The organism is Pseudonocardia alaniniphila, assembly GCF_022524485.1.
In the GTDB taxonomy this organism is placed as follows: Bacteria; Actinomycetota; Actinomycetes; order Mycobacteriales; family Pseudonocardiaceae; genus Pseudonocardia; species Pseudonocardia alaniniphila.
In genome coordinates this window covers 1-26,600 of record NZ_JAKXMK010000054.1, presented here as the reverse complement: position 1 = coordinate 26,600, position 26,600 = coordinate 1, and the positions used below count along the sequence as shown (strand labels likewise).

At 72.1% G+C, this 26,600-nt stretch carries 28 protein-coding genes; 13 read left to right on the top strand and 15 right to left on the bottom strand.

The annotated features are described in order from the left end of the window. Positions 1 to 23 precede the first annotated feature (23 nt). Both MMF94_RS40670 and MMF94_RS40665 read right to left on the bottom strand, forming a co-directional pair. Positions 24 to 386: a HesB/IscA family protein gene (locus MMF94_RS40670; RefSeq protein ID WP_241042839.1), complete on the bottom strand. Its 363-nt coding sequence runs from the start codon at positions 384 to 386 to the stop codon at positions 24 to 26. A 132-nt stretch (positions 387 to 518) separates the two neighbouring features. Continuing rightward, the gene (locus MMF94_RS40665) at positions 519 to 1,637 is read right to left on the bottom strand and encodes a glycerate kinase family protein (RefSeq protein ID WP_241042838.1); all 1,119 of its coding nucleotides are present in this window, start codon (positions 1,635 to 1,637) and stop codon (positions 519 to 521) included. Positions 1,638 to 1,670: 33 nt separating this feature from the next. Here MMF94_RS40665 and MMF94_RS40660 point away from each other — a divergent pair, with 33 nt between their 5' ends. Continuing rightward, positions 1,671 to 2,303, top strand: coding sequence for a DUF3043 domain-containing protein (locus MMF94_RS40660; RefSeq protein ID WP_241042837.1), 633 nt, complete (start codon positions 1,671 to 1,673; stop codon positions 2,301 to 2,303). Positions 2,304 to 2,501: 198 nt separating this feature from the next. Here MMF94_RS40660 and MMF94_RS40655 read toward each other — a convergent pair whose 3' ends face one another. Continuing rightward, positions 2,502 to 2,699 carry a hypothetical protein gene (locus MMF94_RS40655; protein ID WP_241042836.1) on the bottom strand — a complete coding sequence of 66 codons (198 nt, stop codon included), beginning with the start codon at positions 2,697 to 2,699 and terminating at the stop codon, positions 2,502 to 2,504. On the opposite strand from MMF94_RS40655, the gene MMF94_RS40650 reads away from it, so the two are divergent. The 3 genes from MMF94_RS40650 to MMF94_RS40640 all read left to right on the top strand — a co-directional run bounded on the left by MMF94_RS40650 (position 2,698) and on the right by MMF94_RS40640 (position 5,148). Next, a complete protein-coding gene (locus MMF94_RS40650) occupies positions 2,698 to 3,255 on the top strand; it encodes a bifunctional adenosylcobinamide kinase/adenosylcobinamide-phosphate guanylyltransferase (protein ID WP_241042835.1) in 558 nt (185 codons plus the stop codon). The two genes, MMF94_RS40655 and MMF94_RS40650, sit on opposite strands and share 2 nt — an antisense overlap. Before the next feature lie 44 nt (positions 3,256 to 3,299). Then, the gene (locus tag MMF94_RS40645) at positions 3,300 to 4,325 is read left to right on the top strand and encodes a nicotinate-nucleotide--dimethylbenzimidazole phosphoribosyltransferase (RefSeq protein WP_420852508.1); all 1,026 of its coding nucleotides are present in this window, start codon (positions 3,300 to 3,302) and stop codon (positions 4,323 to 4,325) included. Between the two features lie 61 nt (positions 4,326 to 4,386). Further along, on the top strand, positions 4,387 to 5,148 hold the full coding sequence (locus MMF94_RS40640; RefSeq protein ID WP_241042834.1) for an adenosylcobinamide-GDP ribazoletransferase: 762 nt from the start codon (positions 4,387 to 4,389) through the stop codon (positions 5,146 to 5,148). Positions 5,149 to 5,170: 22 nt separating this feature from the next. Here MMF94_RS40640 and MMF94_RS40635 read toward each other — a convergent pair whose 3' ends face one another. The 4 genes from MMF94_RS40635 to MMF94_RS40620 form a co-directional block, all read right to left on the bottom strand. Beyond that, positions 5,171 to 6,277: a branched-chain amino acid aminotransferase gene (locus MMF94_RS40635; protein WP_241042833.1), complete on the bottom strand. Its 1,107-nt coding sequence runs from the start codon at positions 6,275 to 6,277 to the stop codon at positions 5,171 to 5,173. A gap of 66 nt (positions 6,278 to 6,343) precedes the next feature. Then, positions 6,344 to 7,441 carry a glycine cleavage system aminomethyltransferase GcvT gene (gene gcvT, locus MMF94_RS40630; RefSeq protein ID WP_241042832.1) on the bottom strand — a complete coding sequence of 366 codons (1,098 nt, stop codon included), beginning with the start codon at positions 7,439 to 7,441 and terminating at the stop codon, positions 6,344 to 6,346. Positions 7,442 to 7,452: 11 nt separating this feature from the next. Continuing rightward, positions 7,453 to 7,875 (bottom strand): SRPBCC family protein, encoded by a 423-nt coding sequence (locus MMF94_RS40625; RefSeq protein ID WP_241042831.1) that lies wholly within the window; start codon positions 7,873 to 7,875, stop codon positions 7,453 to 7,455. A 7-nt stretch (positions 7,876 to 7,882) separates the two neighbouring features. Further along, positions 7,883 to 9,136 carry an APC family permease gene (locus MMF94_RS40620; RefSeq protein ID WP_241042830.1) on the bottom strand — a complete coding sequence of 418 codons (1,254 nt, stop codon included), beginning with the start codon at positions 9,134 to 9,136 and terminating at the stop codon, positions 7,883 to 7,885. Positions 9,137 to 9,307: 171 nt separating this feature from the next. Here MMF94_RS40620 and MMF94_RS40615 point away from each other — a divergent pair, with 171 nt between their 5' ends. Beyond that, complete coding sequence (locus MMF94_RS40615; protein WP_241042829.1) at positions 9,308 to 10,819, top strand: leucyl aminopeptidase; 1,512 nt, start codon at positions 9,308 to 9,310, stop codon at positions 10,817 to 10,819. 17 nt (positions 10,820 to 10,836) lie between these two features. Here the strand turns inward: MMF94_RS40615 and MMF94_RS40610 are convergent, their stop codons facing one another. Continuing rightward, on the bottom strand, positions 10,837 to 11,184 hold the full coding sequence (locus tag MMF94_RS40610) for an oxidoreductase (protein ID WP_379660563.1): 348 nt from the start codon (positions 11,182 to 11,184) through the stop codon (positions 10,837 to 10,839). A 243-nt stretch (positions 11,185 to 11,427) separates the two neighbouring features. Here MMF94_RS40610 and lpdA point away from each other — a divergent pair, with 243 nt between their 5' ends. From lpdA to lipB, 4 genes are all read left to right on the top strand, one after another. Continuing rightward, complete coding sequence (gene lpdA, locus MMF94_RS40605) at positions 11,428 to 12,810, top strand: dihydrolipoyl dehydrogenase (protein ID WP_241042828.1); 1,383 nt, start codon at positions 11,428 to 11,430, stop codon at positions 12,808 to 12,810. A 68-nt stretch (positions 12,811 to 12,878) separates the two neighbouring features. Beyond that, positions 12,879 to 14,696 carry a 2-oxoglutarate dehydrogenase, E2 component, dihydrolipoamide succinyltransferase gene (sucB, locus tag MMF94_RS40600; RefSeq protein ID WP_241042827.1) on the top strand — a complete coding sequence of 606 codons (1,818 nt, stop codon included), beginning with the start codon at positions 12,879 to 12,881 and terminating at the stop codon, positions 14,694 to 14,696. 64 nt (positions 14,697 to 14,760) lie between these two features. Next, on the top strand, positions 14,761 to 15,651 hold the full coding sequence (locus MMF94_RS40595; RefSeq protein WP_241042826.1) for a TIGR01777 family oxidoreductase: 891 nt from the start codon (positions 14,761 to 14,763) through the stop codon (positions 15,649 to 15,651). A 102-nt stretch (positions 15,652 to 15,753) separates the two neighbouring features. Beyond that, positions 15,754 to 16,500: a lipoyl(octanoyl) transferase LipB gene (lipB, locus tag MMF94_RS40590; RefSeq protein ID WP_379660564.1), complete on the top strand. Its 747-nt coding sequence runs from the start codon at positions 15,754 to 15,756 to the stop codon at positions 16,498 to 16,500. A 6-nt stretch (positions 16,501 to 16,506) separates the two neighbouring features. Here the strand turns inward: lipB and MMF94_RS40585 are convergent, their stop codons facing one another. After that, the gene (locus tag MMF94_RS40585) at positions 16,507 to 16,731 is read right to left on the bottom strand and encodes a glycine zipper domain-containing protein (protein WP_241042824.1); all 225 of its coding nucleotides are present in this window, start codon (positions 16,729 to 16,731) and stop codon (positions 16,507 to 16,509) included. A 42-nt stretch (positions 16,732 to 16,773) separates the two neighbouring features. Between MMF94_RS40585 and MMF94_RS40580 the strand changes: the two genes are divergently transcribed. After that, positions 16,774 to 17,250, top strand: a complete 477-nt coding sequence (locus tag MMF94_RS40580; RefSeq protein WP_241042823.1) for an ArsR/SmtB family transcription factor — start codon at positions 16,774 to 16,776, stop codon at positions 17,248 to 17,250. Between the two features lie 14 nt (positions 17,251 to 17,264). Here the strand turns inward: MMF94_RS40580 and MMF94_RS40575 are convergent, their stop codons facing one another. After that, positions 17,265 to 18,200: an LLM class F420-dependent oxidoreductase gene (locus MMF94_RS40575; RefSeq protein ID WP_241042822.1), complete on the bottom strand. Its 936-nt coding sequence runs from the start codon at positions 18,198 to 18,200 to the stop codon at positions 17,265 to 17,267. A 102-nt stretch (positions 18,201 to 18,302) separates the two neighbouring features. Between MMF94_RS40575 and lipA the strand changes: the two genes are divergently transcribed. Both lipA and MMF94_RS40565 read left to right on the top strand, forming a co-directional pair. Then, positions 18,303 to 19,304: a lipoyl synthase gene (lipA, locus tag MMF94_RS40570; RefSeq protein ID WP_241042821.1), complete on the top strand. Its 1,002-nt coding sequence runs from the start codon at positions 18,303 to 18,305 to the stop codon at positions 19,302 to 19,304. A gap of 85 nt (positions 19,305 to 19,389) precedes the next feature. After that, on the top strand, positions 19,390 to 20,118 hold the full coding sequence (locus tag MMF94_RS40565) for a DUF4191 domain-containing protein (RefSeq protein WP_241042820.1): 729 nt from the start codon (positions 19,390 to 19,392) through the stop codon (positions 20,116 to 20,118). 20 nt (positions 20,119 to 20,138) lie between these two features. On the opposite strand, the gene MMF94_RS40560 is transcribed toward MMF94_RS40565, so the two are convergent. Genes MMF94_RS40560 through MMF94_RS40550 form a run of 3 tightly spaced genes read right to left on the bottom strand, consistent with a single transcriptional unit; the run spans position 20,139 to position 22,038 of the window. Next, on the bottom strand, positions 20,139 to 20,918 hold the full coding sequence (locus tag MMF94_RS40560; protein WP_241042819.1) for a MerR family transcriptional regulator: 780 nt from the start codon (positions 20,916 to 20,918) through the stop codon (positions 20,139 to 20,141). Positions 20,919 to 20,942: 24 nt separating this feature from the next. After that, a complete protein-coding gene (locus MMF94_RS40555; RefSeq protein WP_241042818.1) occupies positions 20,943 to 21,530 on the bottom strand; it encodes a GyrI-like domain-containing protein in 588 nt (195 codons plus the stop codon). Positions 21,531 to 21,564: 34 nt separating this feature from the next. Next, positions 21,565 to 22,038, bottom strand: a complete 474-nt coding sequence (locus tag MMF94_RS40550; protein WP_241042817.1) for an RDD family protein — start codon at positions 22,036 to 22,038, stop codon at positions 21,565 to 21,567. 161 nt (positions 22,039 to 22,199) lie between these two features. Here MMF94_RS40550 and glnA point away from each other — a divergent pair, with 161 nt between their 5' ends. Further along, positions 22,200 to 23,624: a type I glutamate--ammonia ligase gene (gene glnA, locus MMF94_RS40545; protein WP_241042816.1), complete on the top strand. Its 1,425-nt coding sequence runs from the start codon at positions 22,200 to 22,202 to the stop codon at positions 23,622 to 23,624. Between the two features lie 153 nt (positions 23,625 to 23,777). Here the strand turns inward: glnA and MMF94_RS40540 are convergent, their stop codons facing one another. Then, positions 23,778 to 24,698, bottom strand: a complete 921-nt coding sequence (locus tag MMF94_RS40540; RefSeq protein WP_241042815.1) for a CapA family protein — start codon at positions 24,696 to 24,698, stop codon at positions 23,778 to 23,780. 280 nt (positions 24,699 to 24,978) lie between these two features. After that, entirely contained in the window at positions 24,979 to 26,142 is a 1,164-nt protein-coding gene (locus tag MMF94_RS40535) for an MFS transporter (RefSeq protein ID WP_241042814.1), read from the bottom strand. Positions 26,143 to 26,600 lie beyond the last annotated feature (458 nt).

Sequence of the window (26,600 nt, the reverse complement as noted above, 5' to 3'; positions counted from 1 at the left end):
GCACAAGATGCCGGACGAAACCGTCAGTTGAACGAGTCGCCGCAGGCGCACGAACCGCCCGCGTTGGGGTTGTCGATCGTGAAGCCCTGCTTCTCGATGCTGTCGACGAAGTCGATCACGGCGCCCTGCAGGTAGGGCGCGCTCATGCGGTCGACACCGACCTTGAGGCCGTGGAAGTCGCGGAACAGGTCGCCGTCCAGCGACCGGTCGTCGAAGAACAGCTGGTAGCGCAGGCCGGCGCATCCGCCCGGCTGAACGGCGATGCGCAGGTGCATGTCGTCGCGGCCCTCCTGGTCGAGCAGGGCCTTCGCCTTGGCGGCGGCGGTGTCGGTCAGCTCGACGCCGTGCGTCTCGGTGACGACATCGGTCGTGTTATCGACGGTCATGGCTCTCCCAACAACGATCGGGGCGGTGCTGTTCCGGCGAGGCCGGTCCGGGATGTTCCGGTTTCTCCCCTCATAGTAGGCCCTTGCGCAGCAGGGGGCCCCCTGCCACGAATGGGGTGACCCGGGCCACTTTCAGCGGCTCCATTGGGCGGCGACACGCTCCGCGAGCGCGGCCAGCGTGCCCGCCGGGTCGGCCATCGACGCCTCCACACCACCGGCGTCCTCGGCCACCGAGTACGCCGACTCGACGCCCACAGCCGCCGCCTCCCGACGGCCGACGGACACCTGGCCCGCCATCACGATGCAGGGCACCCCGCGCTCGGCCGCCCCCTTCGCCACGGCGGTGATGAGCTTCCCGCGCAGCGACTGCCAGTCGAAACTCCCCTCGCCCGTGATGGCGAGCTGGGCCTTGTCGAGTTCCGCGTCGAGACCGACGAGCTCGCGCACGAGGCCGGCTCCGGACACGCGGCCTGCGCCGCAGGCCAGCAACGCGGCCCCGAGGCCGCCCGCCGCGCCCGCTCCCGGTTCGTCCCGCACGTCGGTGCCGAGGCCTGCGGCCAGGACGTCGGCGAAACGGGCCAGTGCGGCGTCGAGCTCGGCGACGGCGTCGGCGTCGGCACCCTTCTGCGGCCCGAAGACTGCGGCGGCGCCGTGCTCGCCGAGCAGCGGGTTGTCGACGTCGGCCGCCGCGACCAGCCGCACCCCGCCGAGCTCGGGCAGGCCGTCGAGCCGCGCGCTGCGGGCCAGCGCCGCGCCTCCGAGCGGGAGAGGCTTCCCGGCGTCGTCGACGGTCACCGCGCCGAGGGCGGCCAGCATCCCGGCGCCTCCGTCGGTGGTGGCCGATCCGCCCAGCCCGATGACCACCTCGGTGACGCCGGCGTCCCGTGCCGAGGCCACGAGCTCGCCGACGCCCCGCGTGGTGACGGTGCGGGCGGTGTCGGGAACGCGCCGGTCGCGCGGCACGAAGTGCAGGCCGCACGCCGCCGCCGACTCCAGGTAGGCAGTGGAGCCGATCCGTAGCCAGCGGGCGTGCACCGGGTCACCGAACGGGCCGGTGACGTCGAGCTCGTGCCACTCTCCGCCGAGGGCGGCGTGCAGCACCTCGACGAAACCGGTGCCGCCGTCGGCCAGCGGGAGCAATCGCAGATCGTCGTCCGGCGCGCTGCGCCGCCAACCCGCCGCGATCGCGTCGGCCGCGGCCGTCGCGCTCAAGGTTCCGCCGAAGGAGTCGGGAGCCACAACCACTCGCATGCCCGGCACCGTATCGCCCGTATGGTTACAGCCGTGAGGTTCCTGCGCCGCTCAACACCGTCCGCCGTCAGCGCGGACGCTCCCGACACCGATGTCACGCAGGGCCCCGGGGACAACGGCCGCACCGCCGGCAAGGGCCGGCCCACGCCGAAGCGCCGCGAGGCGGAGACCCGGCGCCGTGGCCCTGCCCCGCCCCCGCCCCGCACCCAGCGCGAGGCCTCCCGCCTGGCCCGGGCCAACCGGCCCGACAAGGAGCAGCGCCGCCGCGACGCCGCCGAGCGGCGCGAGCGCATGGCCGCCGGCGACGAGCGATACCTCATGCCGCGAGACCGCGGACCGGTGAAGGCCTACGTCCGCGACGTCGTGGACTCCCGACCCCACATCATGGGCCTGTTCATGCCGCTCGCGGTGATCGTCGTGCTGTCGCTGCTCGTGCCGTTCCCTGCGGCGCAGCAGTACCTCAGCCTGTTCAGCCTGATCGCGCTCTCCGTCATGGTCGTCGAGGGGATCTTCCTCGGCGTCGGGGTCACCCGGAAGGCGCGCGCGAAGTTCCCGAACGAGACGATCAGCCCGCTGTCGGTCGGCTGGTACGCCTTCACACGCGCGAGCCAGCTCCGGAAGTTGCGGATGCCGAAGCCACGCGTGCAGCGAGGGGCCAACCCCTAGTGTCGTGGAAACGGGGTTCCTTGGCCGGATCCGGTGACCCAGGTGGATGGATCGCAAGGCGGAGGAGGCGCCGATACCGCTGTTGTATCGGCGCCGACGACAACGCCGCGAGTCGCCGCCTGGGCGCCGGAGGCGGGTAAGACGACCTCGTTTCCACGGCACTAGTTCGCCTGCCGCGGCATCCCGCGGCAGGGCGGTTCAGGCCTCGTGCAGGCTCATCGGGCCGTAGACCTCGTGGTCGTCGTCGAGGAGCGTGACGGCGTCGACGCCCGTCTCGCGCAGCAGTTGCCATTCGGCCGAGAACCAGTCCTCGGCCTCCTGCTGGTCCGCGAACTGCTCGTCGGGACCGTCGACCTGGTCGCCGGCCGCGTTCAGGTACCGCCACCGGAATGCCATGGTGGTCAGGTTAGCGTGGCGTGTGGTCACCGGACGCCGCACGCTCGTGCTCGGTGGCACGCGGTCGGGCAAGTCGCGCTATGCCGAGGACCTGCTGCCCGCCGACGCCCCCGTCCGGTACGTGGCCACGGCGCGGCGCCGCGAGGACGACGCCGAGTGGTCGGCCCGGATCGATGCGCACCGCGCCCGCCGGCCCGAGGGCTGGACCACTGTGGAGGATCCCGACCTCCCCCGGCTGGTGCGGGCCGGAGGTGACCCGCTGCTCGTGGACGACATGGCGACGTGGCTGACCGGCCTGCTGGACGACGCAGGCGCCTGGGAGTCCGCGCAGGTCCCGCCGGGCGTCGGTGCCGAGGTGGCCGAGCTGGTCGACGCCGTGGCCGCCTGTCCCGGCCGAATCGTGCTGGTCTCCGCCGAGGTCGGGCTGGGTGTCGTTCCGCCGACGCGGGCAGGGCGCCTGTTCCGTGACGAGCTGGGCGCCGCCAACGCGGCACTCGCCGCGGTGTGCGACGAGGTGCTGCTGCTGGTGGCCGGTCTGCCGCTGCGACTCAAGTAGGCCCCGCGGCGGGCTACGGGTGTTCTGCGCTGTTGGATGGGGACGTGGACCTGCCTGCCGTCACCGCCCCGGACGTCGACGCCCGCCGCGCAGCAGTCGCCCGGTTCGCCGAGCTCGCGGTCGCCGACGGCGCCCTCGGCCGCCTCGCCGAGCTGGGCGTCTGGCTCGCCGCGGCGCAGGGCGCCTGCCCGCCCCGGCCACCTGCCCGGCCGCGGGTCGTCGTTATCGCGGCCGACCACGGCATCGCCGCGGCGGGAGTCTCGGCCCATGCAGGCGACGCCACGGTGCGGCAGGTGGCCGCGGTGCGCGAGAGCACCGCGCCGGTCGCCGTGCTGGCCCCCGTCGCCGGGGTCTCGGTGCGGGTCGTCGACGTCGGGCTCGACCACGACGCCGACACCGTCGACCGCTATCGGGTGCGCCGCGGCTCCGGGCGCATCGACCGCGAGGACGCGCTCACCGCCGAGGAGGCCGACCGCGCCTTCCGGATCGGGCGGTCACTGGCCGACGAGGAGGTGGACGCCGGGGCCGACCTGCTCCTGCCCGCCTCGATCGGCGTCGGCGCCACCACCGCGGCCTCGGTGCTGGTGGCCGCTCTGACCGGTACGGAGCCCGTCGCCGTCGTCGGGCGCGGCAGCGGCATCGACGACAACGCCTGGATGCGCAAGGCCGCGGCCGTCCGCGACGCGCTGCGCCGCACCAGGGAGCACACCCGCGACCCGCTGGCGCTGCTGCGCGTCGCCGGCGGCTCCGACCTCGCCGCGCTCACCGGGTTCTGCCTGCAAGCGGCACTGCGCCGCACGCCGGTGGTGCTCGACGGGCTCGTGGTGGGCACGGGTGCGCTCCTGGCGGAGGAGCTCGCGCCCGGCGCCCGGGAGTGGTGGCTGGTGGCGCAACGCTCGCCCGAACCGGCGATGACGCTTGCCGTCGAGCACCTGGGCCTCACGCCGGTGCTCGACCTGGGCATCCGGGTGGGCGACGGCACAGGCGCCACCACCGTCGTCCCGTTGCTGCAGATGGCAGCACGCTTGCTCGCCGAGACCGCAACAGCCGCGGATCTCGGCCTCACGTGACCATGCACGCCGGGCCCGGTGCGAGTCGCCGGGCTTGCGTGCGCCGGGACCCGGACCTGACGTGAAGGGCTGGGCGCTGGCGCTGAGCTGGCTCACCGTGCTGCCGGTGCGGACGGACGCGCCCGCAGCGCCCGTCGCCGCCGCGGCGATCCGGTGGGCTCCGATCGTCGGCGCGCTGCTCGGTGCCGTGGCCGGCGGGGTTCTGCTGGGCCTGGCCGCGCTCGGGGTGCCCGGCCTCGCCGCCGGATTGCTCACCGTCGGGTTCCTGGCCGCGGCCACGCGTGGAATGCACGTGGACGGGCTCGCCGACACCGCCGACGGACTGGGCTGCTTCGGCCCGCCGGAGCGCGCCCTCGCCGTGATGCGCGACGGCGGGGCGGGGCCGTTCGCGGTGGTCACGCTGCTGGTGGCGCTGGGCGCCCAGGCCTCGGCGCTGGCCGCCCTCGCGCCGAGCGGTGTGGCCGCGCTCGCCGCCGTAGCGCTGGCGGGCGCAGCGGGCCGAGCCGGGTTCGCGTGGGTGTGCCGGCGCGGAGTCCCCGCGGCCCGCCCCGGCGGACTCGGGGCCACGGTCGCCGGCTCTCAACCGTGGTGGATGGCCCCGGCCTGGTGGATCGTGCTCGCCGTCGCCGGTTTCCTGGGGTGGGGCTGGCGGGGCGTGCTGGCGATCGGCGTCGGCGCCGTCCTCGTCGTGGCTCTCTCCTGGCACACGGCCCGCCGCTTCGGCGGCATGACCGGCGACGTGCTCGGAGCGGCGAGCGAGGTCGCCACCACCGCGGCGCTGGTGCTGCTCGCGACGGGAGGGCCGACGGGCAGCGCGGGCTGATGAGCAGCGAGGCCTGAGATCGTCAGGCGGGCACCAGCGTGCGCATCCACGAGTGCGTGTCCGGCGCGGTGCCGCACTGGATGCTCGTGAGCATCCCGCGCAGCTTCATCGTGACCTCGCCCGGCTCGTCGCCGGCGACCCGCACCTCGCCACCCGCGTGCTTGACCCCGCCGATCGGCGCGACCACGGCGGCCGTGCCGCTGCCGAAGATCTCGGTGATGCGGCCGTCCGCCACGCCCTCGAGCACCTCCTGGCCCGACACCCGCCGCTCGGTGACCTGGCAACCCAGCTCCTTGGCCAGCACGAGCACGGAGTCGCGGATGATCCCGCTCAGGATGGTGCCGGTCAGCGACGGGGTGACGACCTCCGCCTGCTCGCCGGAGCCGAACACGAAGAACATGTTGTTCGACCCCATCTCCTCGATCCACGTGCGCTCCACGGCATCGAGGTAGGCCACCTGCGCGCAACCGTGTGCCGCGGCCTGGGCCTGCGGCAGCAGCGAGGCCGCGTAGTTACCGCCGCACTTGGCCGTGCCGGTGCCGCCGAGCGCCGCCCTGGTGTAGTCGGTGGTCAGCCACACATCGACGGGCACGATGCTGCCCCCGGGGAAGTACGCCCCGGCCGGGCCGCCGATCAGGATGTAGAGGTACTCCGCCGCGGGCCTGACTCCCAGCCCGGGCTCCGTGGCCAGCATGAAGGGCCGTAGGTAGAACGAGTGGTCCCCGCCTGCGGCCGGCACCCACTCGTGATCGACGGCCAGCAGCTCCGACAGCGACGTCAGGAACAGCTCATCGGGGAGCTCGGGCATCGCCATCCGCGCGGCGGAACCGCGGAAGCGAGCCGCGTTGGCGTCGGGCCGGAACGTCGCGATGGAGCCGTCGGGCTGACGGTAGGCCTTGAGTCCCTCGAAGATCGTCTGCCCGTAGTGCAGGGCCATCGCGGCCGGGCTGAGCTGCAGCGGCGCGAAGGGCACGACTGCGGGGTCGTGCCAACCCGCTCCTGCGGACCACTTCACCGTGACCATGTGATCACTGAAGTACCTGCCGAACCCCGGGTCGGCGAAGATGGCGTCGCGCTGGGCCTTCGTGGCCGGGGCGGGGTTGAGCGTCCGGGAGAACTGCGGGTCCATGGTTTTCACATTATCTTGTCGAGCAAGCCCAACAGTCGGACGTCCTACTTTGTGGGCAGTGGCGCGTCAGCGCACGTGCGAGGGGACGAACGGGGGCTTCACCACGGTGCATTCCAGGGCCCGTCCACGCACGTCGACGGTCACCTCCGCGTCGGCGCCCACCCCGGCCGCCGTGTCGACCAGAGCCAGCGCGATGCCCGTCTTCAGGGTCGGGGAGAACGTGCCCGACGTGGTGATCCCGATCTGCTCGCCGTCGCGCAGCACCGCCATCCCCGCGCGGGGGACGCCGCGTCCGGTGGCCCGCAACCCCCGCAGCCTGCGGGCGGGGCCTGCCTCCTTCTCGGCGATCAGGGCGTCGCGGCCCCAGAACTCGGGCTTCGACCATCCGACCGCCCAGCTGCTGCCTGCCTGAACCGGAGAGATGTCCACCGAGAGGTCCTGGCCGTGCAGGGGGTAGCCCATCTCCGTACGCAGGGTGTCGCGCGCGGCCAGGCCTGCCGGGCGCCCGTCCAGTGGCCCGGCAGCCGCGAGCAGCGCGTCCCACACGCCTGGTGCCTCGTCGGCGGGCACGAGGAGCTCGTAGCCCCGCTCGCCGGTGTAGCCGGTGCGGCACACCCGTACCGCCCCGGCGTCGGTGAACGCCATGTAGTCGAGGCCGGTCACTCCGTCGAGCCCGCCGAACACGGTGGCGAACAGCTCCGCCGAACGGGGACCCTGCACGGCGATCACGGCCAGGTCGCGGTGGCGGTCGCGGATCTCGATGCCTGCCGGGGCCGCTGCCCTCAGGAGCTCGGCGACCTGGGCGGAGTTGGCGGCGTTGGGCACGGCGAGCACCTCGTCCGGCCCCACGAGGTAGACGATCAGATCGTCGACGACCCCACCCTCGGGCGTGCAGCAGAGCGTGTACTGCGCGTGCCCCGGGCCGATCTTCCCCAGGTCAGCGGTGAAGCAGCGGTTGACGAACTCCGCGGCGCCGGGCCCGGTGATCGCGAGCTTGCCGAGGTGGCTCACGTCGAAGACACCGACGGCCTCGCGCACCGCCGTGTGCTCGGCCACCGTGCCGTCCGGGTAGGACAGCGGCATCGACCAGCCGCCGAACGCCCCGAGGGTGGCCCCGAGCGCTACGTGCCGATCGTGCAACGGGCTGGTCAGGAGGTCGTCCACGACCGTGGACGCTACTGCTCGCACCGTCGTTTCAGGCCGTCGGCCTCCATCTCGAGGTAGCGGCGGGTCAGCCCGCCCGCGAGCAGTCCGAACACCGCACCCACCGGACCGTGCTGGACCACCCGCAGCTGCACGCGGGTGGCACTTGCCGCACCGTCGGCATCGATGAGGTGCTCACCGACGGTACGAACGCCGGGACTGGTCGACTCCCAGATGAAGCCCGTGGCCGGGTCGATCTCCGTGACCTCCCACCGGGCGGCGGGGAGGCGGGGCTGACGTACCTCGGCACGGCTGCCGACCGCGAGCGGCCCCTCGTCGAGCCGGCGCACCGCGGTCATCGAGGCCGTCCACTCCGGCCAGCGTTCGACGTCGGTCAGCACCGCGAACACGCGGTCGCGATCCGCCTGGATCGTCACCGATCTCCGGAACTCCATGAGGTGATCATCGACGGCGGGACAAGACCGTGCAAACAGCCCAGCCGACGGCCAGTGCCACCGCCGTGGTGAGCACCTGCTGCAGCGCCAGCATCACCGAGAGCGAGACGCACAGCAGCAGCCCCAGAACCGACGACCAGACGGGCCAGCGCCGCTGCGACGCAGGCAGCCGCAGGGCGGCCAGGTTGATCACGGCGTAGTAGACGAGGACGGAGCACGCCGACAATGCGATGGCCGCCATCGGTCCGGCGAGCACGGCGAGCACGATCGCCGCGACGCCGCCCGCGAGGTCGGCCCAGAACGGCGTGCCCCGCGAACAGACCACGGCCAGCGCGGAAGGCAGTTCACGGCGCTGCGCCATCGCCAATGCCGTGCGACTCACCCCCACCAGCACGGCCAGCAGCGCGGATGCGGCCGCCATGGCGGCCCCGACCCGGACGATCACGCCGAGAGCGCTCGCCTCCCCGGCGTCGACCAGCGCCACCAGCGGCGTGGGCTCGGTGGCCAGCCGTTCGCTCCCGAAGCCGACCAGCAGCGCGACCGCCACCAGCAGGTAGGTGACGAGAGCGATGCCCAGCGCGATGGCGATGGCGCGGTGCAACGTGCGACCCGGGTCGCGGACCTCGGCCCCGAGCGTGGCGATGCGGGCGTAGCCGGCGAAGGCGAAGAACACCAGCCCAGCGGCCGTGAGCACCCCGATGACCCCGCCCCGTATCGCCACCGGCTCCACGTCCGGAGTGGCGGCGGAGCCCACGGGATCGACCTGTGTGCTGAACAGCCCGACGACGACCACGACGAGCAGGACGGCCAGCGTGCCGCCGACCAGCGCGTACGCCCCACGCGCCGTCCACCGCACACCCGCCGTGTTCAGCACCGTGGCGGCGATGATCACGAGGATCGCGGTCGGCAGGGGGTGCGACGGAAGGACGTAGGCGCCGAACACCCCGGCCGCGGCGGCGGCCGATGCCGTCTTGCCCACCAGGAACGCGACACCCGCCAGCCTGCCTGCCCCGTGCGAGAGCCGCTCGCGCCCGTAGACGAACCCGCCGCCGCTCTCGGGATGGGCCACGGCGAGGTCGGCGGTGGAGCCCGCGTTGCACATCGCCACCACCCCGGCGAGCAGGACCGCGAGCAGCAGCCACGACCCCGCCGCGCCCGCGGCCGGGGCCCAGACCGCGAACACACCCGTACCGAGCATGGCCGCCAGCCCGAGCACCACCGCATCGGCTGTACCGAGACGACGTTGCAGGCTCCAGGACACGTGCCCCACCCTTGCACCCGGCCCTGCCTGATCCGGCTGCACACCGGTGTCATTACCATCTCGAAGCGATCTCGCCTTAGTCTGCGCCGGTCCGCGTCCGGTCCGGCCTCCCGGGAAAACCCGGCAACCGCTCCGACTCGAGCGGACTCCGTTTCATCGAGAGGACAGCGCGTGTCCACCGATCTGCATGTGGAAGGCGGTTCGCCCGCCACCGCCGAGACCGACGCCGTGGTCGTCGGACTGCTGCCCGCGAGCGGTGACGACTCCGCGCCACGCCTGGCGCCCGGCGCCGAGGACGTGGGCGAGGCGTTCCGCGACGCCGACGCCGCCCTGCCCGCCCTGCTCGCCATCGCGGGAGCGTCCGGCAAGGCCGACGAGGTGGTGAAGCTGCCCACCCGCGGCGCGATCACGGCACCGCTGCTCGTCGCGGTCGGGCTCGGTGACGTGGAGGCGAACGGGGCGCCGGGCCACGAGGCCGTGCGCCGGGCCTCCGGCGCGGCCGCCCGCGCACTGGCCGGCACCGGGAGCGCTGTCAGCACGCTGGGCCGGATCGACCTGGCCGCCGCGGCCGAGGGCACCCTGCTCGGGGCCTACACGTTCACCGACTACCGCAGCAACGGCGCGGGCCGGGCGCCGGTGGGCCGCGTCGGCCTGCTCGCCGACGGCGCCCACGGTGACGCCGCGGAGATCCTGCGCGCCGCCACGGGCGTCGCGCAGGCCGTCCGCACCGCACGCGACCTCGTGAACACCCCTCCCAACGACCTGTTCCCGGAGACCTTCGCCGCCCGCGCGCGCGAGCTGGCCGAGGCGGCGGGCATCGAGGTCGAGGTGCTGGCAGGCGACGAGCTCGCCGAGGGTGGATACGGGGGCGTGCTCGGCGTCGGGCAGGGCTCGTCGCGCGGGCCACGGCTGGTCCGGCTCCGCTACTCGGGCGGAGCGGCACCTCGGGCCACGGTCGCGCTGATCGGCAAGGGCGTCACGTTCGACACCGGCGGTATCTCGATCAAGCCCGCAGCAAACATGGACCACATGACCTCCGACATGGGCGGCGCGGCGGCCGTGATCGCCGCCACCGTGGCGGCCGCCCGGCTGGAGCTACCCGTGGCAGTCACGGCGACCGTGCCGATGGCCGAGAACATGCCCAGCGCCACCGCATACCGTCCCGGCGACGTCCTGCGGATGTACGGCGGCCGCACCGTCGAGGTGCTCAACACCGACGCCGAGGGCAGGCTGATCCTGGCCGACGCGATCGCCAGAGCCGCCGAGGACGCACCCGACTACCTGATCGAGACCTCCACGCTCACCGGCGCCCAGCAGATCGCGCTGGGTTTGCGCACCGCGGGCGTGATGGGCAGCGACGAGTTCCGCGACCGCGTGGCCGCGCTCGGCCGCGCCACCGGCGAGGACGCGTGGGCCATGCCACTGCCCCCGCATCTGCGCGGCGAACTCGACTCCCGCGTCGCCGACATCGCCAACGTCACAGGCACCCGCTGGGGCGGGATGCTGGTGGCGGGCACCTTCCTGCGGGAGTTCGTGCCCGCCGACCTGCCGTGGGCGCACATCGACATCGCGGGCCCGTCGTTCCACACCGGCGCGCCGTACGGCTACACCACCAAGGGCGGCACGGGCGTACCCGTCCGCACGCTGGTCGCCGTGCTCAGCGACATCGCGGCCAACGGCTGATCCGGACGCCCGCCCCGCTACCCGTTCAGATCCCTGCGGCGTTCCCGCTCACGCAAGATGCGCTGGCGGGCGTCATGGTCGCGCATCCGTTGCGGATAGCCCACCAGCTGCACGTCGTACACCGGCATCCGCAGTGAGCGGGCCAGCTTGCGTGCGCCGTCGGGCGACGAGATGCGCCGTCGTGTCCACGCGCCGTCGCGGTCGACCAACAGCATCGTCGTGGCGGTGACGGTGGTGCGGGGCTCCACGAACGCCTCCACGCCCTCGTGCGTCTCCGCCCAGCTACGCAGGTGCGCGACATCGCCGGAGTCGGCTCCGCGTAGCCCGCCCTTGAAACCTCGGCCGAGCCTCCCCAGGAGGCTCACCGTGCGTCCCCTCCGTGTCCGGCCTGCGTGCCGCGTGGGCACCGTCTCGACGGCCAGGTCCCGCCTTCGCCCGCCAATTCGCTCATCGCGCCCCACCTCCTGACTGCGCCAACGTCCGAGGTCGACGGTTTTCTCCCGTGTGACCAGCCGCCGCACCCGACCACGGCGGATGACAAGATGGGTCAAGCGGCGTTACAGCCACTGTCACAAGCACTGCCGGCAATTCGGTGAGGGAGTTCTGACGTGCCCGAGCACAACGCGGACCTGGTGATCCTCGGGGGCGGATCGGGCGGTTACGCCTGCGCCCTGAGGGCGGCCGAGCTGGGAATGTCCGTGGTGCTGGTCGAGCGCGACAAGCTCGGCGGCACGTGCCTGCATTACGGCTGCATCCCCACCAAGGCCCTGCTGCACGCCGCCGAGGTGGCCGACAACGCCCGCGAGGGCGACCGGATCGGCGTCAAGAGCTCACTGGCGGGCATCGACATGGCCGGCGTGAACTCCTACAAGGACGGCGTGATCGCCAAGCTCTACAAGGGACTGCAGGGGCTGGTGAAGTCCCGCAAGATCACCTTGGTCGAGGGCACCGGCCGCTTCGAGGGGCCGCGGACCGTCGTCGTCGGCGATGACCGCTACGTGGGCAAGAACGTGGTGCTCGCCACCGGCAGCTACTCGAGGACGCTCCCCGGCCTCGACATCGGGGGCCGCATCATCACCAGCAGCGAGGCCATCCACCTCGACGAGGTGCCGGACCGGATCGTGATCCTCGGTGGCGGGGTGATCGGCGTCGAGTTCGCCTCGGTGTTCCGCAGCTTCGGCTCGGAGGTCACCATCGTCGAGGCGCTGCCGCGGCTCGTCCCCAACGAGGACGAGTTCGCCTCCAAGCTCCTCGAGCGGGCCTTCCGCCGTCGCAAGATCACGTTCAAGACCGGCGTCAGGTTCACCGGTGCCACCCAGACCGAGGACACCGTCACCGTCTCGCTCGAGTCCGGCGAGGAGATCGACGCCGACCTGCTGCTGGTCGCCGTCGGTCGCGGTCCCAACACCGCCGATGCCGGTTTCGAGGAGGCCGGGGTGGCGATGGAGCGCGGCTTCGTGCTCGCCGACGAGCGGCTGCGCACCAACCTGCCCAACGTCTTCGCCCTCGGCGACATCGTGCCCGGGCTGCAGCTCGCCCACCGCGGGTTCGCCCAGGGCATCTTCCTCGCGGAGGACATCGCGGGCCTCAACCCGCCGCCGATCGACGAGGCCGGCATCCCCCGCGTCACCTACTGCGAGCCCGAGGTCGCGTCCGTCGGGCTCACCGAGGCGCAGGCCAAGGACAAGTACGGCGAGATCCAGACCCTGACCTACGACCTCGCGGGCAACGGCAAGAGCCAGATCCTGCAGACACAAGGCGCAATCAAGCTGATCAAAGCCGGGGCTACGGGCACACCAGGTCCCGTCGTCGGCATCCACATGGTCGGCGCCCGCGTGGGCGAACTCATCGGCGAGGCCCAGCTGGTCTACAACTGGGATGCACAGGCCGAGGACGTCGCTGCGCTGGTGCACGCCCACCCCACCCAGAACGAGGCGTTCGGCGAGGCCCACCTCGCGCTGGCCGGCAAGCCGCTGCACAGCCACTCGTGACCAGGAGCAGCCGACCGCTGCTCCGGCCACCCGAACCCGAACCGCAGGAAGAGGAGCTCCGACCCGATATGGCCTTCTCCGTCCAGATGCCCGCCCTCGGTGAGAGCGTCACCGAGGGCACCGTCACCCGGTGGCTCAAGCAAGAGGGGGACCGTGTCGAGGTCGACGAGCCGTTGCTCGAGGTCTCCACCGACAAGGTCGACACCGAGATCCCCTCGCCCGCCGCGGGCGTGCTGCAGCGCATCGTCGCCGCCGAGGACGAGACGGTCGAGGTCGGCGGCGAGCTCGCCGTGATCGGCGACGGCTCGGACTCCGGAACCGACTCGGGCGGCGACGTCGAGGGCAACAAGGCGCCCGCAGCCGAGGAGAAGCCCGCAGCCGAGCCGGCCAAGGCTCAGGCTGCGCCGTCCGACGAGCCCGCAGCCGCTCCGCGTGCCGAGACGACGTCCACCGGCAAGGGCACCGCCATCACGATGCCGGAGCTCGGTGAGAGCGTCACCGAGGGCACCGTCACCCGCTGGCTCAAGCAGGTGGGCGACCCGATCGAGGTCGACGAGCCGCTGCTCGAGGTCTCCACCGACAAGGTCGACACCGAGATCCCCTCCCCCATCGCCGGCACGCTCCTCGAGATCACCGCGGGTGAGGACGAGACGGTCGAGGTCGGAGGCCAGCTCGCCGTGATCGGCGACGCGTCCGCCGCCCCCGCGAAGAGCGCTCCTGCCGAGGAGAAGCCGGCCGCGCAGAAGCCGGCCCCCGAGCCGGAGCCCGCGACGCAGGCGGCTCCCGAGCCCGAGGCAGAGCACCCCTCCACCAACGGCAAGGTCTCCGCCCAGGTCGTCGAGCAGGCCGAGGAGCAGGCGGAGCGCGACGAGCTGGTGGCCGACGAGCCCGAGCGGCCCGAAAGCGGCGACGCCGGTCGCGGAGCCCCGTACGTGACGCCGCTGGTGCGCAAGCTCGCCGCGGAGAACGACGTCGACCTCTCCACGGTCACCGGCACGGGCGTGGGCGGCCGCATCCGCAAGCAGGACGTGCTCGCCGCTGCCGAGTCGCGCAAGCCGGCTCCGGAGCCCGAGCGCGCACCCGCGCCGGCTGCTGCCGCCGCGCCCGCGGCGAGCGCAGCGGCCGCGCCCACGCGGATGCCGAAGCCCTCCCCCGACGGCCCCCAGCCCGGCACCACCGTGAAGATGCCGCGGCTGCGGCAGGTGATCGCGCAGCGGATGACCGAGTCGCTGCGGGTGTCGGCTCAGCTCACCACCGTGCAGGAGGTGGACGTCACCCACATCGCACGGCTCCGGGCTCGCGCCAAGGCCGAGTTCGAGCGGCGCGAGGGCGTGAAGCTGACGTTCCTGCCGTTCTTCGTCAAGGCGGCCGTGGAGGCGTTGAAGGCCTTCCCGCAGGTCAACGCCTCGATCAACGAGGAGACCAAGGAGGTCGTCTACCACGGCGCCGTTCACATGGCGATCGCGGTGGACACCCCCCGCGGGCTGCTCGTCCCGGTGATCAAGAACGCGGAGGACCTGAACCTCGCCGGTCTGGCCCGGCGGATCGCCGACGTGGCCGAGCGCACCCGGTCCAACAAGATCGGCCCGGACGAGCTGTCGGGCGGCACGTTCACCGTCACCAACATCGGCAGCGCCGGGGCGCTCTTCGACACCCCGATCATCAACCAGCCGCAGGTCGCCATCCTCGGCACGGGCAAGATCACGAAGCAGCCCGCTGTGGTCACCGGTCCCGACGGCGAGGACTCCATCGCCGTCCGCTCGGTGTGTTATCTGCCACTCACTTACGACCACCGTCTCGTCGACGGGGCCGACGCAGGCCGTTTCGTCAGTGCGATCAAGGCACGTCTCGAGGAAGGTGCGTTCGAGGCCGACCTCGGGCTCTGACGCTCACCCGCACGGGGCGCGCGCCCGACTCGCGCGCTCCGTCGGGTTCGGCGAGGATCACCGCGTGCGCATCGTCGTCGCCGGCTCATCCGGCCTGATCGGAACCTCGCTCGTGGCCCATCTCCGGGCCACGGGTCACGAGGTGCTGCGTCTGGTGCGGCGGCCCGCCGCCGCGCCGGACGAGCGGAGCTGGGACCCACCGGCCGGCCGCATCGACGACGGCACGTTCGACGGCGTCGACGCGGTGGTCAACCTGGCGGGGGCCGGGATCGGCGACCGCCCGTGGAGCGGTGCACGCAAGCAACTCCTGCGCGACAGCCGCAACGTGCCCACCGAGGTGCTGGCGGGCGCCGTCGCCGACCACGACGTGCCGGCCCTGCTCAACGCGTCGGGCGTCAACTACTACGGCGACACCGGTTCCGACGTGGTCGACGAGACGGCGCCGCTCGGCGCGGGGTTCCTCGCCGAGGTCTGCCGCGACTGGGAGGCCGCCACCGCACCGGCCGCACTCGCAGGAGCACGGGTCGTCCTCCTGCGATCGTCGGCGGTGCTGTCGCCGCGGGGCGGGCTCCTGGGCAGGCTGCGGCCGCTGTTCTCGCTGATGCTCGGCGGCCGTATCGGCACCGGAGAGCAGGCATTCCCCTGGATCTCCCTCGACGACGAGGTCGGAGCCATCCGGTTCCTGCTGGAACACCCCGACGTCTCGGGACCGGTCAACCTCGCAGGCCCCGAGTCGATCACGAACGCGGAGTTCACCCTGGCTCTGTCCGAGGTGCTGCGCCGGCCCGCCCCGTTCACCGTGCCGGCGTTCGTCCTCCGAACCGCCCTGGGCCAGATGGCCGATGAACTGGTGCTCACCGGGCCGATGGCCGTGCCCGCGGTGCTGCAGAAGCACGGCTACCAGTTCCGCCACACCACCGTGCGCGATGCGCTGGCCGCAGCTCTCGACCGCTGACGCGGCCCCGCGCGTCTCCCGGTTCCTGTGGATCAGTTGCCCTCACCAACATGGCGCCGTCCCCAGCCAGGCGATCCCGGGCGTAGCGTAAGAATCATGGGTATGCGTCACACCGGCCGGTCCTGCCGCCGCACCACCGACCCCGTCCGGATCGACCGGCTGGGCACTGTCGACTACGTGTCCGCCTGGGACATGCAGCGTGCCAACGCCGCCGCCCGGCGCGAAGGCACCGGACCGGACGTGCTGATGCTGCTGGAGCACCCGTCCGTCTACACCGCGGGTAAGCGCACCCGGCCCGAGGACCGGCCCACCGACGGCACCCCCGTCGTCGACGTCGACAGGGGCGGCCGTATCACCTGGCACGGCCCGGGCCAGCTCGTCGGCTACCCCATCGTGGCGCTGACCGAGCCGCTCGACGTCGTCGACTTCGTGCGGCGGCTGGAGGAGGCGCTCATCCGCGTATCCCACGATTTCGGGCTCACCGCGGCGGGCCGGATCGACGGCCGCAGCGGCGTCTGGCTCCCCGCCGACGACATCCGCCCGGAGCGCAAGATCGGTGCGATCGGCGTGCGCGTACAGGGTGGGGTCACGCAGCACGGCTTCTCGTTCAACTGCGATCCCGATCTCGCCGAGTTCGACCGGATCGTGCCGTGCGGCATCACCGACGCCGGAACCAGCTCGCTCTCACTGGAGCTGGGCAGGACCGTCGGCGTGGCCGACGTACGGGAAGCGGCCGCCGAGGCCGTCACGGCTGTGCTGGACGGAGCGGTGCCCGTGGCCGAGCACATCGTCCCGCGGGTGGCCGCCCCTGCCGGACTCGACCTGCAGCTGCATCCGTCGTTGCGCTGAGCGAGTTCAGCCTGTGCCCTCGGGCGGGCCGGAGCGGTCGTCGGACGAGTCCGACGATCCCCGGCGCCCGACGGGCCGTGCCGCACCGAACGCGGCGCCGAGCGCCACCCCGATGGCGATGCCGAACGCCACGTTGCCGGCGAGGACGCCGAAGACGGCTCCGACCGCCATCCCGACCGCGATCGCTGCGCCCATCGCCGTGCCACTCGTGCGGTCCGGGTGCTTGTCCATGGCGCTATCGTAATCTGTAATTCCGGATATCCGAGGTAACGAGTGCACGACCAATCCCTGCCGGAGCGGCTCGCCGAACTCGAGCGCCGCATCGAGGCGCTGGAACACGGCGAGCCGCCCACCGGTCCACCGGCCGTAGCGGACGGCTCGGGCACCGTCCGCTACTCGGGTGACGTGCACTTGCACGGCGACGTCGTCTGGGAGATCGCGCTCGACGCCGGCGCCGTTCTCAGCCTGGACGACGGTCCCCGGGTGGCAGTGCTCGCAGCGCTCGGGCACCCGGCCCGGGCCCGCATCGTCCGCAGCCTGCTCACCGACGGCGCGCACAGCACGGCAGCCCTGCAGGCGGCGGCCGATCTGGCCTCGACCGGCCAGCTCTACCACCACCTGCGCTCCCTGACCCATTCCGGGCTCGTGGAGCAGGACGGCCGGGGGTCCTACCGGATCGCGCCCCGCGCCGTGGTGCCGGCGCTGGTGCTGCTGAGCGCGGCCGCCGACGTCGCGGGGCAGCTCAGGTAGGGGCCACGGCCCCCTCAGCGCAGCTGCGGAACGACCTCCGACGCGATCAGCTCGATCTGGTCGATGTCGGCGAGGTCGAGAAGCTGCAGGTAGATCCGCGTGATGCCGGTCTTCTCCCGCCACTGCCCCAGCCGGTCGACGATCTCGGCCACCGTGCCGGCCAGCCCGTCGGCCCGGAGCTCGTCGACCTTGCGGCCGATCGCCACGCAGCGGTTGGTCACCTCGGCGTCGTCACGCCCCACGGCGATGGTGTGCGCGGCGGAGAGGACCAGCTCGGCAGGGTCGCGCCCGATCTCGCGGCACGCCGCGGCGACGCGCTCGAACTGGGTGGCGATGACGTCCGGTGAGCTGAAGGCGACGTTGAACTCCGTGGCGAACCGGGCGGCGAGGGCGGGCGTGCGCTTCGGGCCGTGGCCGCCGACGATCAGCGGCGGCTGCGGTTGCTGCACCGGCTTCGGCAGCGCGGGCGAGTCGGTGACCGTGTAGTGCGTGCCGGCGAAGGAGAAGCGCTCTCCCGGCAGCGTCCGCCACAGGCCGGTGACGATCTCCAGCTGCTCCTCGAGGCGGTCGAACCGCTCCCCCAGCCCGGGGAACGGGATGCCGTAGGCGGCGTGCTCGGCCTCGAACCATCCCGCGCCCAGGCCCAGCTCCACGCGACCGCCGGACATCTGGTCGACCCCCGCCACGGCGATGGCCAGCGGCCCGGGGAGCCGGAATGTCGCCGAGTTGACGAGCGTGCCCAGCCGGACCCGCGACGTGTCGCGCGCGAGGCCGGCCAGGGTGATCCAGGCGTCGCTCGGGCCCGGCTCGCCGGACACCTCGCCCATCTTCAGGTAGTGGTCGGACCGGAAGAACGCGTCGTAGCCCGCGTCCTCGGTTGCCCTGGCGACCCGCAGCAGGTCGTCGTAGGAGGCCCCCTGCTGAGGCTCGGTGAAGATCCTGAAGTCCATTGGGGAACGCTAACCCCTCACCCGGCGGCCCCACCGCCTGCGTGCCCCGCACGTCACATGGGAGGAGATCGCGCCGCCGGGCGTCGGCGTAGCCTGACGTACGTGACGATCGCACCGGAGGGCCGCAAGCTCCTGCGCCTCGAGGTCCGCAACAGCGAGACCCCGATCGAGCGCAAGCCGCCGTGGATCCGCACCCGCGCCCGCACGGGTCCGCAGTACACCGAGCTGAAGGGCCTGGTGCGATCCGGCGGCCTGCACACGGTGTGCGAGGAGGCGGGCTGCCCCAACATCTACGAGTGCTGGGAGGACCGCGAGGCCACGTTCCTCATCGGCGGGGAACAGTGCACGCGGCGGTGCGACTTCTGCCAGATCGACACGGGCAAGCCCGCCGACCTCGACACCGACGAGCCGCGCCGCGTCGCCGAGTCGGTGCGCACGATGGGCCTGCGCTACTCCACGGTCACGGGTGTGGCCCGCGACGACCTCGAGGACGGCGGGGCGTGGCTCTACGCCGAGACCGTCCGCCAGATCCACGGCCTCAACCCGGGCACCGGCGTCGAGCTGCTGATTCCCGACTTCAACTCGATCGACGACCAGCTCGCCGAGGTGTTCGGCTCCCGGCCCGAGGTACTCGCGCACAACCTGGAGACGGTCCCGCGGATCTTCAAGCGGATCCGTCCCGCATTCCGCTACGAGCGCTCCCTCGATGTGATCAGCAAGGCCCGGGCGGCGGGCCTGGTCACCAAGTCCAACCTCATCCTCGGCATGGGTGAGACGCCGGAGGAGGTCGTCTCCGCGCTGCGCGACCTGCACGACGCCGGGTGCGAGATCATCACGATCACCCAGTACCTGCGTCCCTCGCTCCGCCACCACCCGGTGGAGCGGTGGGTGAAGCCGGAGGAGTTCGTCGAGCACTCCGCGGCGGCGCAGGAGATCGGGTTCGCCGGGGTGATGGCCGGTCCGCTGGTGCGCTCGTCCTACCGCGCCGGCCGGCTCTACGCCCAGACCGTGGCGCATCGGGGCGAGGAACTCCCGGAGAATCTGGCCCACCTGGCCGACGAGGGCGCGGCCGCCCAGGAGGCACGCTCGCTGCTGGCCCGCTGACCTCCGCGGTCGTCCTGGAAAGTCCCCCCGCCTGCGGGGCGGATCTGCCCGCGATCATCGCTGGACGACCCGTATCCTGAGCCGTATGGCCGGTAAGCCCGACAAGGCAGCGAAGAAGGAAGCCGCGCGCGCCAAGCGTGCGGCGTCGAAGGCGCGCCGCAAGCAGATCTTCGAGGCGTTCAAGATGCAGCGCCGGGAGGACAAGGCGCTCATCCCCTTGATGGTGGGCGCCATCGTCGTGTCGGTGGCCGTCGTCTTCGGCATCGGGCTGATCTTCGATCTCCACTGGCTCCTGCTGCCGATCGGGCTCGCGATCGGCATCCTCGCCGCCATCAGCATCTTCGGCAGGCGGGTGCAGCGGTCGGTGTACACCAAGGCCGACGGGCAACCGGGCGCCGCAGGCTGGGCGCTGGACAACATGCGCGGCCAGTGGCGGGTCACCGCCGGTGTCGCGGGCACCACCCACCTCGACGCCGTGCACCGGGTGATCGGCCGCCCGGGCGTCATCCTCGTGGCAGAGGGCGCCCCGCACCGCGTCAAGAGCCTGCTCGCGCAGGAGAAGAAGCGCACCGCGCGGGTCGCGGGCAGCACCCCGATCTACGACGTGGTCGTCGGCAACGAAGAGGGCATGGTGCCGCTGAAGCAGCTGCAGCGCCACATCATGAAGCTGCCGCGCAACATCAGCGCGAAGGAGATGGAGTCGCTTGAGGCGCGGCTCGCCGCGCTGGGTTCGCGTGCAGCGGCGATGCCGAAGGGCCCGATGCCGGCCGGGGCGAAGATGCGCAGCGTGCAGCGCACGGTGCGCCGCCGCTGAGCACCTGAGCACCTGAGCACCTAGTCCTCGAGTGGAATCGCCACCCGCGTGACGTACTCGTCGGGCGTCGCGGTGCTCGGGTCCGTCAGGTAGGTCTCCGTCACCGGCCCTTTGGGCTGGTGCCCGAGCGCGCGCACATGCTCCAGCACCGCGGTGTAGGCCAGCGGCAGCTCCTCGTACGGCCCGACGTGCAGTGTGGCCGCCCACGGGCCGCCGGGAAGCGTCACGAGCACGTCGGACGCTCCGGCCGCTGCCGCCACTCCGACCGACGCAGTGAACTCGTCCGTCAGGTCCAGCGGGAAGACCCCGACCAGCGGCTCGCGGCCCTGCCCCGCTCCGGTCCGGAGCACGGCGGTGCACAGCGCCGCCGTGTCCACGTCGATCGCGTCCGCCCGCACCGGGCCGCTCAGCCCGACCAGTGCCAGCGAAGCCCGCTCGGCGATCGCGACGTCGTAGCGCACCCGCTCCGGCGCCATCAGCAACGCGTCGAGAGACCGCAGCACCTGCTCGCGCCGGGCCAGCTCAGCGGCCAGGCGCTCCCGCTGGGCGGCGAGCACGGCGGCCACGGTCCTCTCGTCGGGGGCCGCCAGCACCTCGCGTACCACCGGAAGCGGCACGTCGAGGCCGCGGAGAAGTGCGATCGTGGTGGCCGTCCGCACTTGGTCGGCTCGGTAGTAGCGGTATCCCGAATGGGGGTCCACCGAGGCCGGGACCAGCAGCCCTTCGGCGTCGTAGTGCCGCACCGCCTTGACCGTGAGACGGGCAAGGCGGGCGAACATCCCGATCGGCATCAGGCTCATCGGGCCGGCCCTGTCAGCACGCCATCAGCTCTGCATGCCGGGTGGCACCACCGGTACCTGCAGGACGGTCCGCAGCTCGGCCGGCGGCGTCGACGAGGGATCGGTGAGGTAGATCTCGGTGTGTGGGGCCGCCGGCACCAGCCCGCGTTCGGCGATGAACGCGTACAGCGCGGCGAGTGAGGGCCCCTCGCCGGCGTAGGGCCCGAGATGCAGAAGCCGGGCCACGCGGCGTTCCGGCTGCCGGCGACGCTGCACGGGTGCGCCGAAGCGCGCGGCCGCAGCGGCGACGGCGCCGTCGGTGGCACCCGGCGGTGCGGGTACGACGAGCCGCCAGTGCCAGCCGTCGGGATTCGTGAGGTCGAACGGCGGGGCGTCGTCCGACTCCACGCTGCCGCCCTGGCTGTAGGTGCCTTCCAGCGGCACGTCCTCGCCGTCGCCGAGGGCGGATCGCACGGCGAACAACGCGCGGACGGCGGCACCGAAGGACGGATGCTCCGGAGCTCCCCGGCCGTCGACGGCGAGGGTGTCCCGTGCCGGAAGGTCCGCGAGAGCCGGGTTCGTGGTCGTGGGGTCGGGATTCGTCGGGTCCGGGGTGATCGTGTCGGCTTCCATGCCGTCGACGTTCCGCTCTCCCGTACGGGGAGGGTCAAGCGCGCGTGCGGACGACGATGCTGCGCGCCGCACGGTCGTGCCAGCCCCGGCCGTCGGAGTCGCGCACGAGCGGCGGCACGATCAGGGCGATCAGTGCCGTGCGCAGCAGGGCCCGCGGTATTCCGATCACGGCGGCGGAGTCGATCGACGCCACGCGGATGCCGAGGAGGGTCATGCCCGCGCTCGCCCCGAACACTGCCACCGGTATGGCCGTGAGCAGGAACCAGATGCCGAGCACCGCCCACGGAAGGTTCGGGCCGCCGATCTCCTCCGACCCCAGCACCAGTACCGCGATCAGGTAGCCGAGCAGCCAGTCGACCACGAGCGCGGCCAAGCGACGCCCGAAACCGGCGACGGAACTCACACCCTCGGCAGGCAGGCCGAAGCGCTGCCCCGGATGGCCCTCGCCACCGCTCCCGGTGGAACCGATGCCCGATCCGGGCATCCAGGACTCGATCCAGCGCGCCATGGCGTCTAGCGTAGGGCGACAGGTCCTGATGAGCGGGCCGCCCGGTCCGTTAACCTCCGCGAAACGGCCGAGTGACAGCCGGGCAACACCACGCCCATAGCGTCGCTGACAAGAGCGGTCAACCGACCCCCTGAGCGTGCCGTTGAAAGGAGTCAGTGAGGGTGTTCAGCAACTCCGAAGAGGTTCTGAGCTACATCTCGGACGAGAACGTCGAGTACGTCGACATCAGGTTCTGCGACCTCCCAGGTGTCATGCAGCACCTCACTGTCCCTGCCTCGACGTTCACCCAGGATCTGATGGACGAGGGCATCGCGTTCGACGGTTCGTCCGTCCGCGGTTTCCAGGCCATCAACGAGTCCGACATGGCGCTGTTTCCGGATGCGGCCACAGCGCGGCTCGACCCGTTCCGCAAGCACAAGACACTCAACATCAACTTCTTCGTGCACGACCCCATCACGGGCGAGCCCTACAGCCGCGACCCTCGCAACGTCGCGCGCAAGGCCGAGGAGTACCTGCGGGCCTCCGGTGTGGCCGACACCGCGTACTTCGGCGCGGAGGCGGAGTTCTACATCTTCGACTCGGTGCGCTTCGGGTCCGACCCGCACCAGCAGTACCACCACATCGACTCGGTCGAGGGCTGGTGGAACACCGGTCGCGAGGAGGCCGGGGGCAACCAGGGCTACAAGGTCGCCTACAAGGGTGGCTACTTCCCGGTGCCGCCGGTCGACCACTACGCCGACCTGCGCGACGACATCGTCGCCAACATGGTGGCCAGCGGTTTCGAGGTCGAGCGCGGCCACCACGAGGTGGGCACCGCAGGCCAGGCCGAGATCAACTACCGCTTCAACACGCTGCTTCACGCCGCCGACGACGTGATGCTGTTCAAGTACCTGGTCAAGAACACCGCCTGGCACGCCGGCAAGACGGCCACCTTCATGCCGAAGCCGCTCTTCGGTGACAACGGCTCGGGCATGCACGCCCACCAGTCGCTGTGGAAGGACGGCCAGCCGCTGTTCCACGACGAGTCCGGCTACGGCGGGCTGTCCGACACCGCCCGCTACTACATCGGCGGCCTGCTGCACCACGCCCCGAGCCTGCTGGCGTTCACCAACCCCACGGTGAACTCCTACCACCGTCTGGTGCCCGGCTTCGAGGCGCCGGTGAACCTGGTGTACTCGGCGCGTAACCGCTCCGCGTGTATCCGGATCCCGCTGACGGGCAACAACCCCAAGGCCAAGCGCCTGGAGTTCCGCTGCCCCGACTCGTCGGGCAACCCGTACCTGGCGTTCTCGGCGATGATGATGGCCGGCATGGACGGGATCAAGAACAAGATCGAGCCGGCCGCGCCGATCGACAAGGACCTCTACGAGCTGCCGCCCGAGGAGGCCAAGGACATCGCCCAGGTTCCGGGCAGCCTGGCCGCGGTCATCGACCGGCTCGAGGAGGACCACGAGTACCTGCTCGAGGGTGGCGTCTTCACGCCCGACCTCATCGAGACCTGGATCTCCTACAAGCGGGACAACGAGATCGACCCGCTGCGGCTGCGCCCGCACCCGTACGAGTTCGCGCTCTACTACGACGTCTGATCCTGACGTTGCGCTGACCTGCTAGGCAGCCCCGGAAACGGCGGTTGACCCGCGGAGATGTCTTCCGATGTCTCGCGGCGTCAACCGCCGTTTTCCGTGTTCGCGCGCACGAGATGTGCACCAGCGGCGTGCCGGAATGCGCCTGCAGGTGACCTACGGCGTCGCCGCCAGGCCGGCGCAGCTGCGGAGGTGTCGCCAGGTGGCGACCGCCTGCTCGGCGGCCGCGTTCCGGAGCGGGTGCGGGATGCCGCCCGAGATCACGGCCGGGACCCACGTGGCCCTGGTGACCGCCCGTCCACGGAGGGTCAGCAGAAGCACGCCGCTCTGGGCGGTGGCCCCTCCGCGCGCGTAGAAGACGAAGTTCCCCAGCCCGTAGTCGACGTAGGCGCCGCGCAGGTAGCCGCCGCCGAGCAGGACGTGGGCGTGGGACCCGACCACCACGTCCGCTCCTGCCGTGACCAGCTTGAGCGCCAGCGCGCGCTGCGGGTCGATCGGACAGCGCTCCAGCTCACGGCCCCAGTGCAGGTCGACCACCACCGTGTCGCCCTCAGCCCGGGCCGCCCGCACAGCCGCGAGCAGCCGCGACTCGTCGTAGGCGGACGCCAGGCCCGGCTTGCCATCACCGGCGCTCCAGGCGGCGGCAAGGCTGGAGTCGAGCACCTGGGTGGCACCGATGACGGCGATGCGCCGGCCGTCCACGGTGGCCACGTATGGCCGGAACGCCTCGTCGGCGTCGTTCCCGATCCCGACCACCGGGACACCGGCCTGCCTGGCCGCCGCCAGCGAGTCGCGGATCCCCACCACGCCGTAGTCCGCGCCGTGGTTGTTGGCCATGGTGGCCACGTCGACTCCGGCCGAGCGCAGTGCGACGAATGCCGAGGGGGGCGCCCGGAAGGTGAACTCCTTGGCCGCCGGGATGCCCTGCTCGGTGACGGCGGTCTCCAGATTGACAACGGCCAGGTCGGCACGGCGCAACACGCCGGCGATCGGCCCGAACGTGGTGGCCGGGTCCGCGGCCAGGCGGTTGGCGATGACGCCCTCGAAGTGGACGTCCCCGCCGAAGGCGATGGTCACCGGAGCGCCGGCCGGCTCCCTGCCTGCGGAGGCCCGTGGCGGGGAAGTGGCCGTCGCTCGCGCGGGCGGCGCCGTGTTCATCGAGGTCGCGCCGGCGTTTCCACCGGAACAACCACTCAGGGCCAGAACCACCCCGACGAGGGCGGCGGCGGTCCGGCGGCGGGCCTGATGCGACAAACGAACTCCAGGCTCGGCTCGAGGGAACAGTTCCGGTGATCGCATCAGGTTCGCATCACGCGCCGGGTCCCAGGAACCGTCGCGCCTTGCGTTGCAAGCAGCGTCACGCAACGACGTTCTCCGCCGCCACGGGCCTGCGGCCGAGCTGAAGCGTCAGCAAAAGAGCGATCACGACGAGGCTGAAGCCTGCACTGACCAGGGGCAACGCGAGCAGTCCACCAGCGTCGATCACGATTCCGCCGACCATTCCGCCCAGGGCGGTGCCGACGAAGATCGCCGATGAGTTGAGCGAGAGCACCAGGCCGCCGGCGGGAGCCAGCTCCAGCAGGAGGGACTGCGCCGGGGGGTTGAACGCCCAGTTGAAGGCAGCCCACAGGGCGAGAACCACGGCGGCACCCACGACGGTGCTCCCGGCAGGCGCGAGCACCGCGACCGTGACGACCGACCCGGCGAGCAGGGCGAAGAGCGTGGGAACGGCGCCGAACCGGTCGGCAGCGCGGCCGCCACCCGTGTTCCCGGCCATCGCCCCGATGCCGTAGACGACCAGCAGGAGAGCGACGGTGGCGCCGTGGATGCCACCCGTGGCGTTCACCAGGGGCGCCACATAGATGAAGACGACCATGGCGGCGAGCACGTTGACCAGGGTCATCGCGAGCGCTGTGAGCACGCGCCAGTCAGCGGCGACGGCGAAGCGCCGGCGCAGCGTCACCGCCGGGGGCGCCGGGATACGGGGTAAACAGAGCGGCACGGCGGCTGCGACCAGTGCGGTGACCACGGCCACCGCACCGAAGACACCGCCGTAACCGATTCTGCTGCCGAGCAGGTCGCCCGCGGGCACGCCGAGGGCGAGTGACAGCGTCAGCCCACCGACGACGATGCCGACGGCCCGGGCGCGCTGGGCGGGCGGGAGCATGGCGGTGGCCACGAGCGTGGCGGCCGGCTGATAGGCGGCCGCGCCGAGCGCGGCGATGATCCGGCCGACGATCAGCAGTGGGTACGTGGTGGCCACTGCGGACAGCCCGTTGCCGACGACGGCCACGACGAGCGCGGCGAGCAGCAGCGTGCGGCGGTCCCACCGACTGGTGAGGGTGCTGAGCAACGGGGCACCGATGGCGTAGGCGATCGCGAACGCCGTGGCGAGCTGGCCCGCGGCGGTCAGCGAGACGCCGAGCCTCCCACTGACGTCGAGCAGTACGCCCGACACCACGAAGTCGCTCGTGCCGACGGTGAAGGAACCGGCGGCGAGCAGATGGGTGCGTACGGACATCGGGGCCTTCCGAGCCAGGGTCCCTGGTGGGACGGTCGTCGTTCGGGGTTCGACGTGCGTCGTCAACGGCGCCATGCCACCCGATGTGCTGCCGGCGGCCTGGCCTGTGGCGTCATCGCCCGGCCCGGCTTTGATCGACGTCGTGCTCGCCGCTCGGCGTCGGGTCGCCCTGATCTGCCACGAGGAGACACGCCTACACCGACCGATAGTTACAGTACTTGAGTGTAACGTTCAGCCTGTGCCGGCTATCGCGCGGGCACTCAGTGACACGAGGAGGGCTGAACCGCCGTGAGAAGCATGATGGCGCTGCGGGCGCACACCCCGGGTGGTCCCGACGTCCTGGTATACGAGTCGGCGCCGCGGCCGATCCCGGGGACCGGGGAGGTGCTGGTCGCGGTTCATGCGGCGGCGATCACGTTCGACGAGCTGGCCTGGCCCGAGACGTGGGCCGTCGATGG

Coding starts and splice junctions, on each gene's coding strand:
- MMF94_RS40670 (WP_241042839.1), bottom strand. CDS start 386: ATGACCGTCGATAACACGACCGATGTCGTCACCGAGACGCACGGCGTC.
- MMF94_RS40665 (WP_241042838.1), bottom strand. CDS start 1,637: ATGCGAGTGGTTGTGGCTCCCGACTCCTTCGGCGGAACCTTGAGCGCG.
- MMF94_RS40650 (WP_241042835.1), top strand. CDS start 2,698: ATGGTGGTCAGGTTAGCGTGGCGTGTGGTCACCGGACGCCGCACGCTC.
- MMF94_RS40655 (WP_241042836.1), bottom strand. CDS start 2,699: ATGGCATTCCGGTGGCGGTACCTGAACGCGGCCGGCGACCAGGTCGAC.
- MMF94_RS40635 (WP_241042833.1), bottom strand. CDS start 6,277: ATGGACCCGCAGTTCTCCCGGACGCTCAACCCCGCCCCGGCCACGAAG.
- MMF94_RS40625 (WP_241042831.1), bottom strand. CDS start 7,875: ATGGAGTTCCGGAGATCGGTGACGATCCAGGCGGATCGCGACCGCGTG.
- sucB (WP_241042827.1), top strand. CDS start 12,879: ATGGCCTTCTCCGTCCAGATGCCCGCCCTCGGTGAGAGCGTCACCGAG.
- lipB (WP_379660564.1), top strand. CDS start 15,754: ATGCGTCACACCGGCCGGTCCTGCCGCCGCACCACCGACCCCGTCCGG.
- MMF94_RS40585 (WP_241042824.1), bottom strand. CDS start 16,731: ATGGACAAGCACCCGGACCGCACGAGTGGCACGGCGATGGGCGCAGCG.
- MMF94_RS40575 (WP_241042822.1), bottom strand. CDS start 18,200: ATGGACTTCAGGATCTTCACCGAGCCTCAGCAGGGGGCCTCCTACGAC.
- MMF94_RS40565 (WP_241042820.1), top strand. CDS start 19,390: ATGGCCGGTAAGCCCGACAAGGCAGCGAAGAAGGAAGCCGCGCGCGCC.
- MMF94_RS40560 (WP_241042819.1), bottom strand. CDS start 20,918: ATGAGCCTGATGCCGATCGGGATGTTCGCCCGCCTTGCCCGTCTCACG.
- MMF94_RS40555 (WP_241042818.1), bottom strand. CDS start 21,530: ATGGAAGCCGACACGATCACCCCGGACCCGACGAATCCCGACCCCACG.
- MMF94_RS40550 (WP_241042817.1), bottom strand. CDS start 22,038: ATGGCGCGCTGGATCGAGTCCTGGATGCCCGGATCGGGCATCGGTTCC.
- MMF94_RS40535 (WP_241042814.1), bottom strand. CDS start 26,142: ATGTCCGTACGCACCCATCTGCTCGCCGCCGGTTCCTTCACCGTCGGC.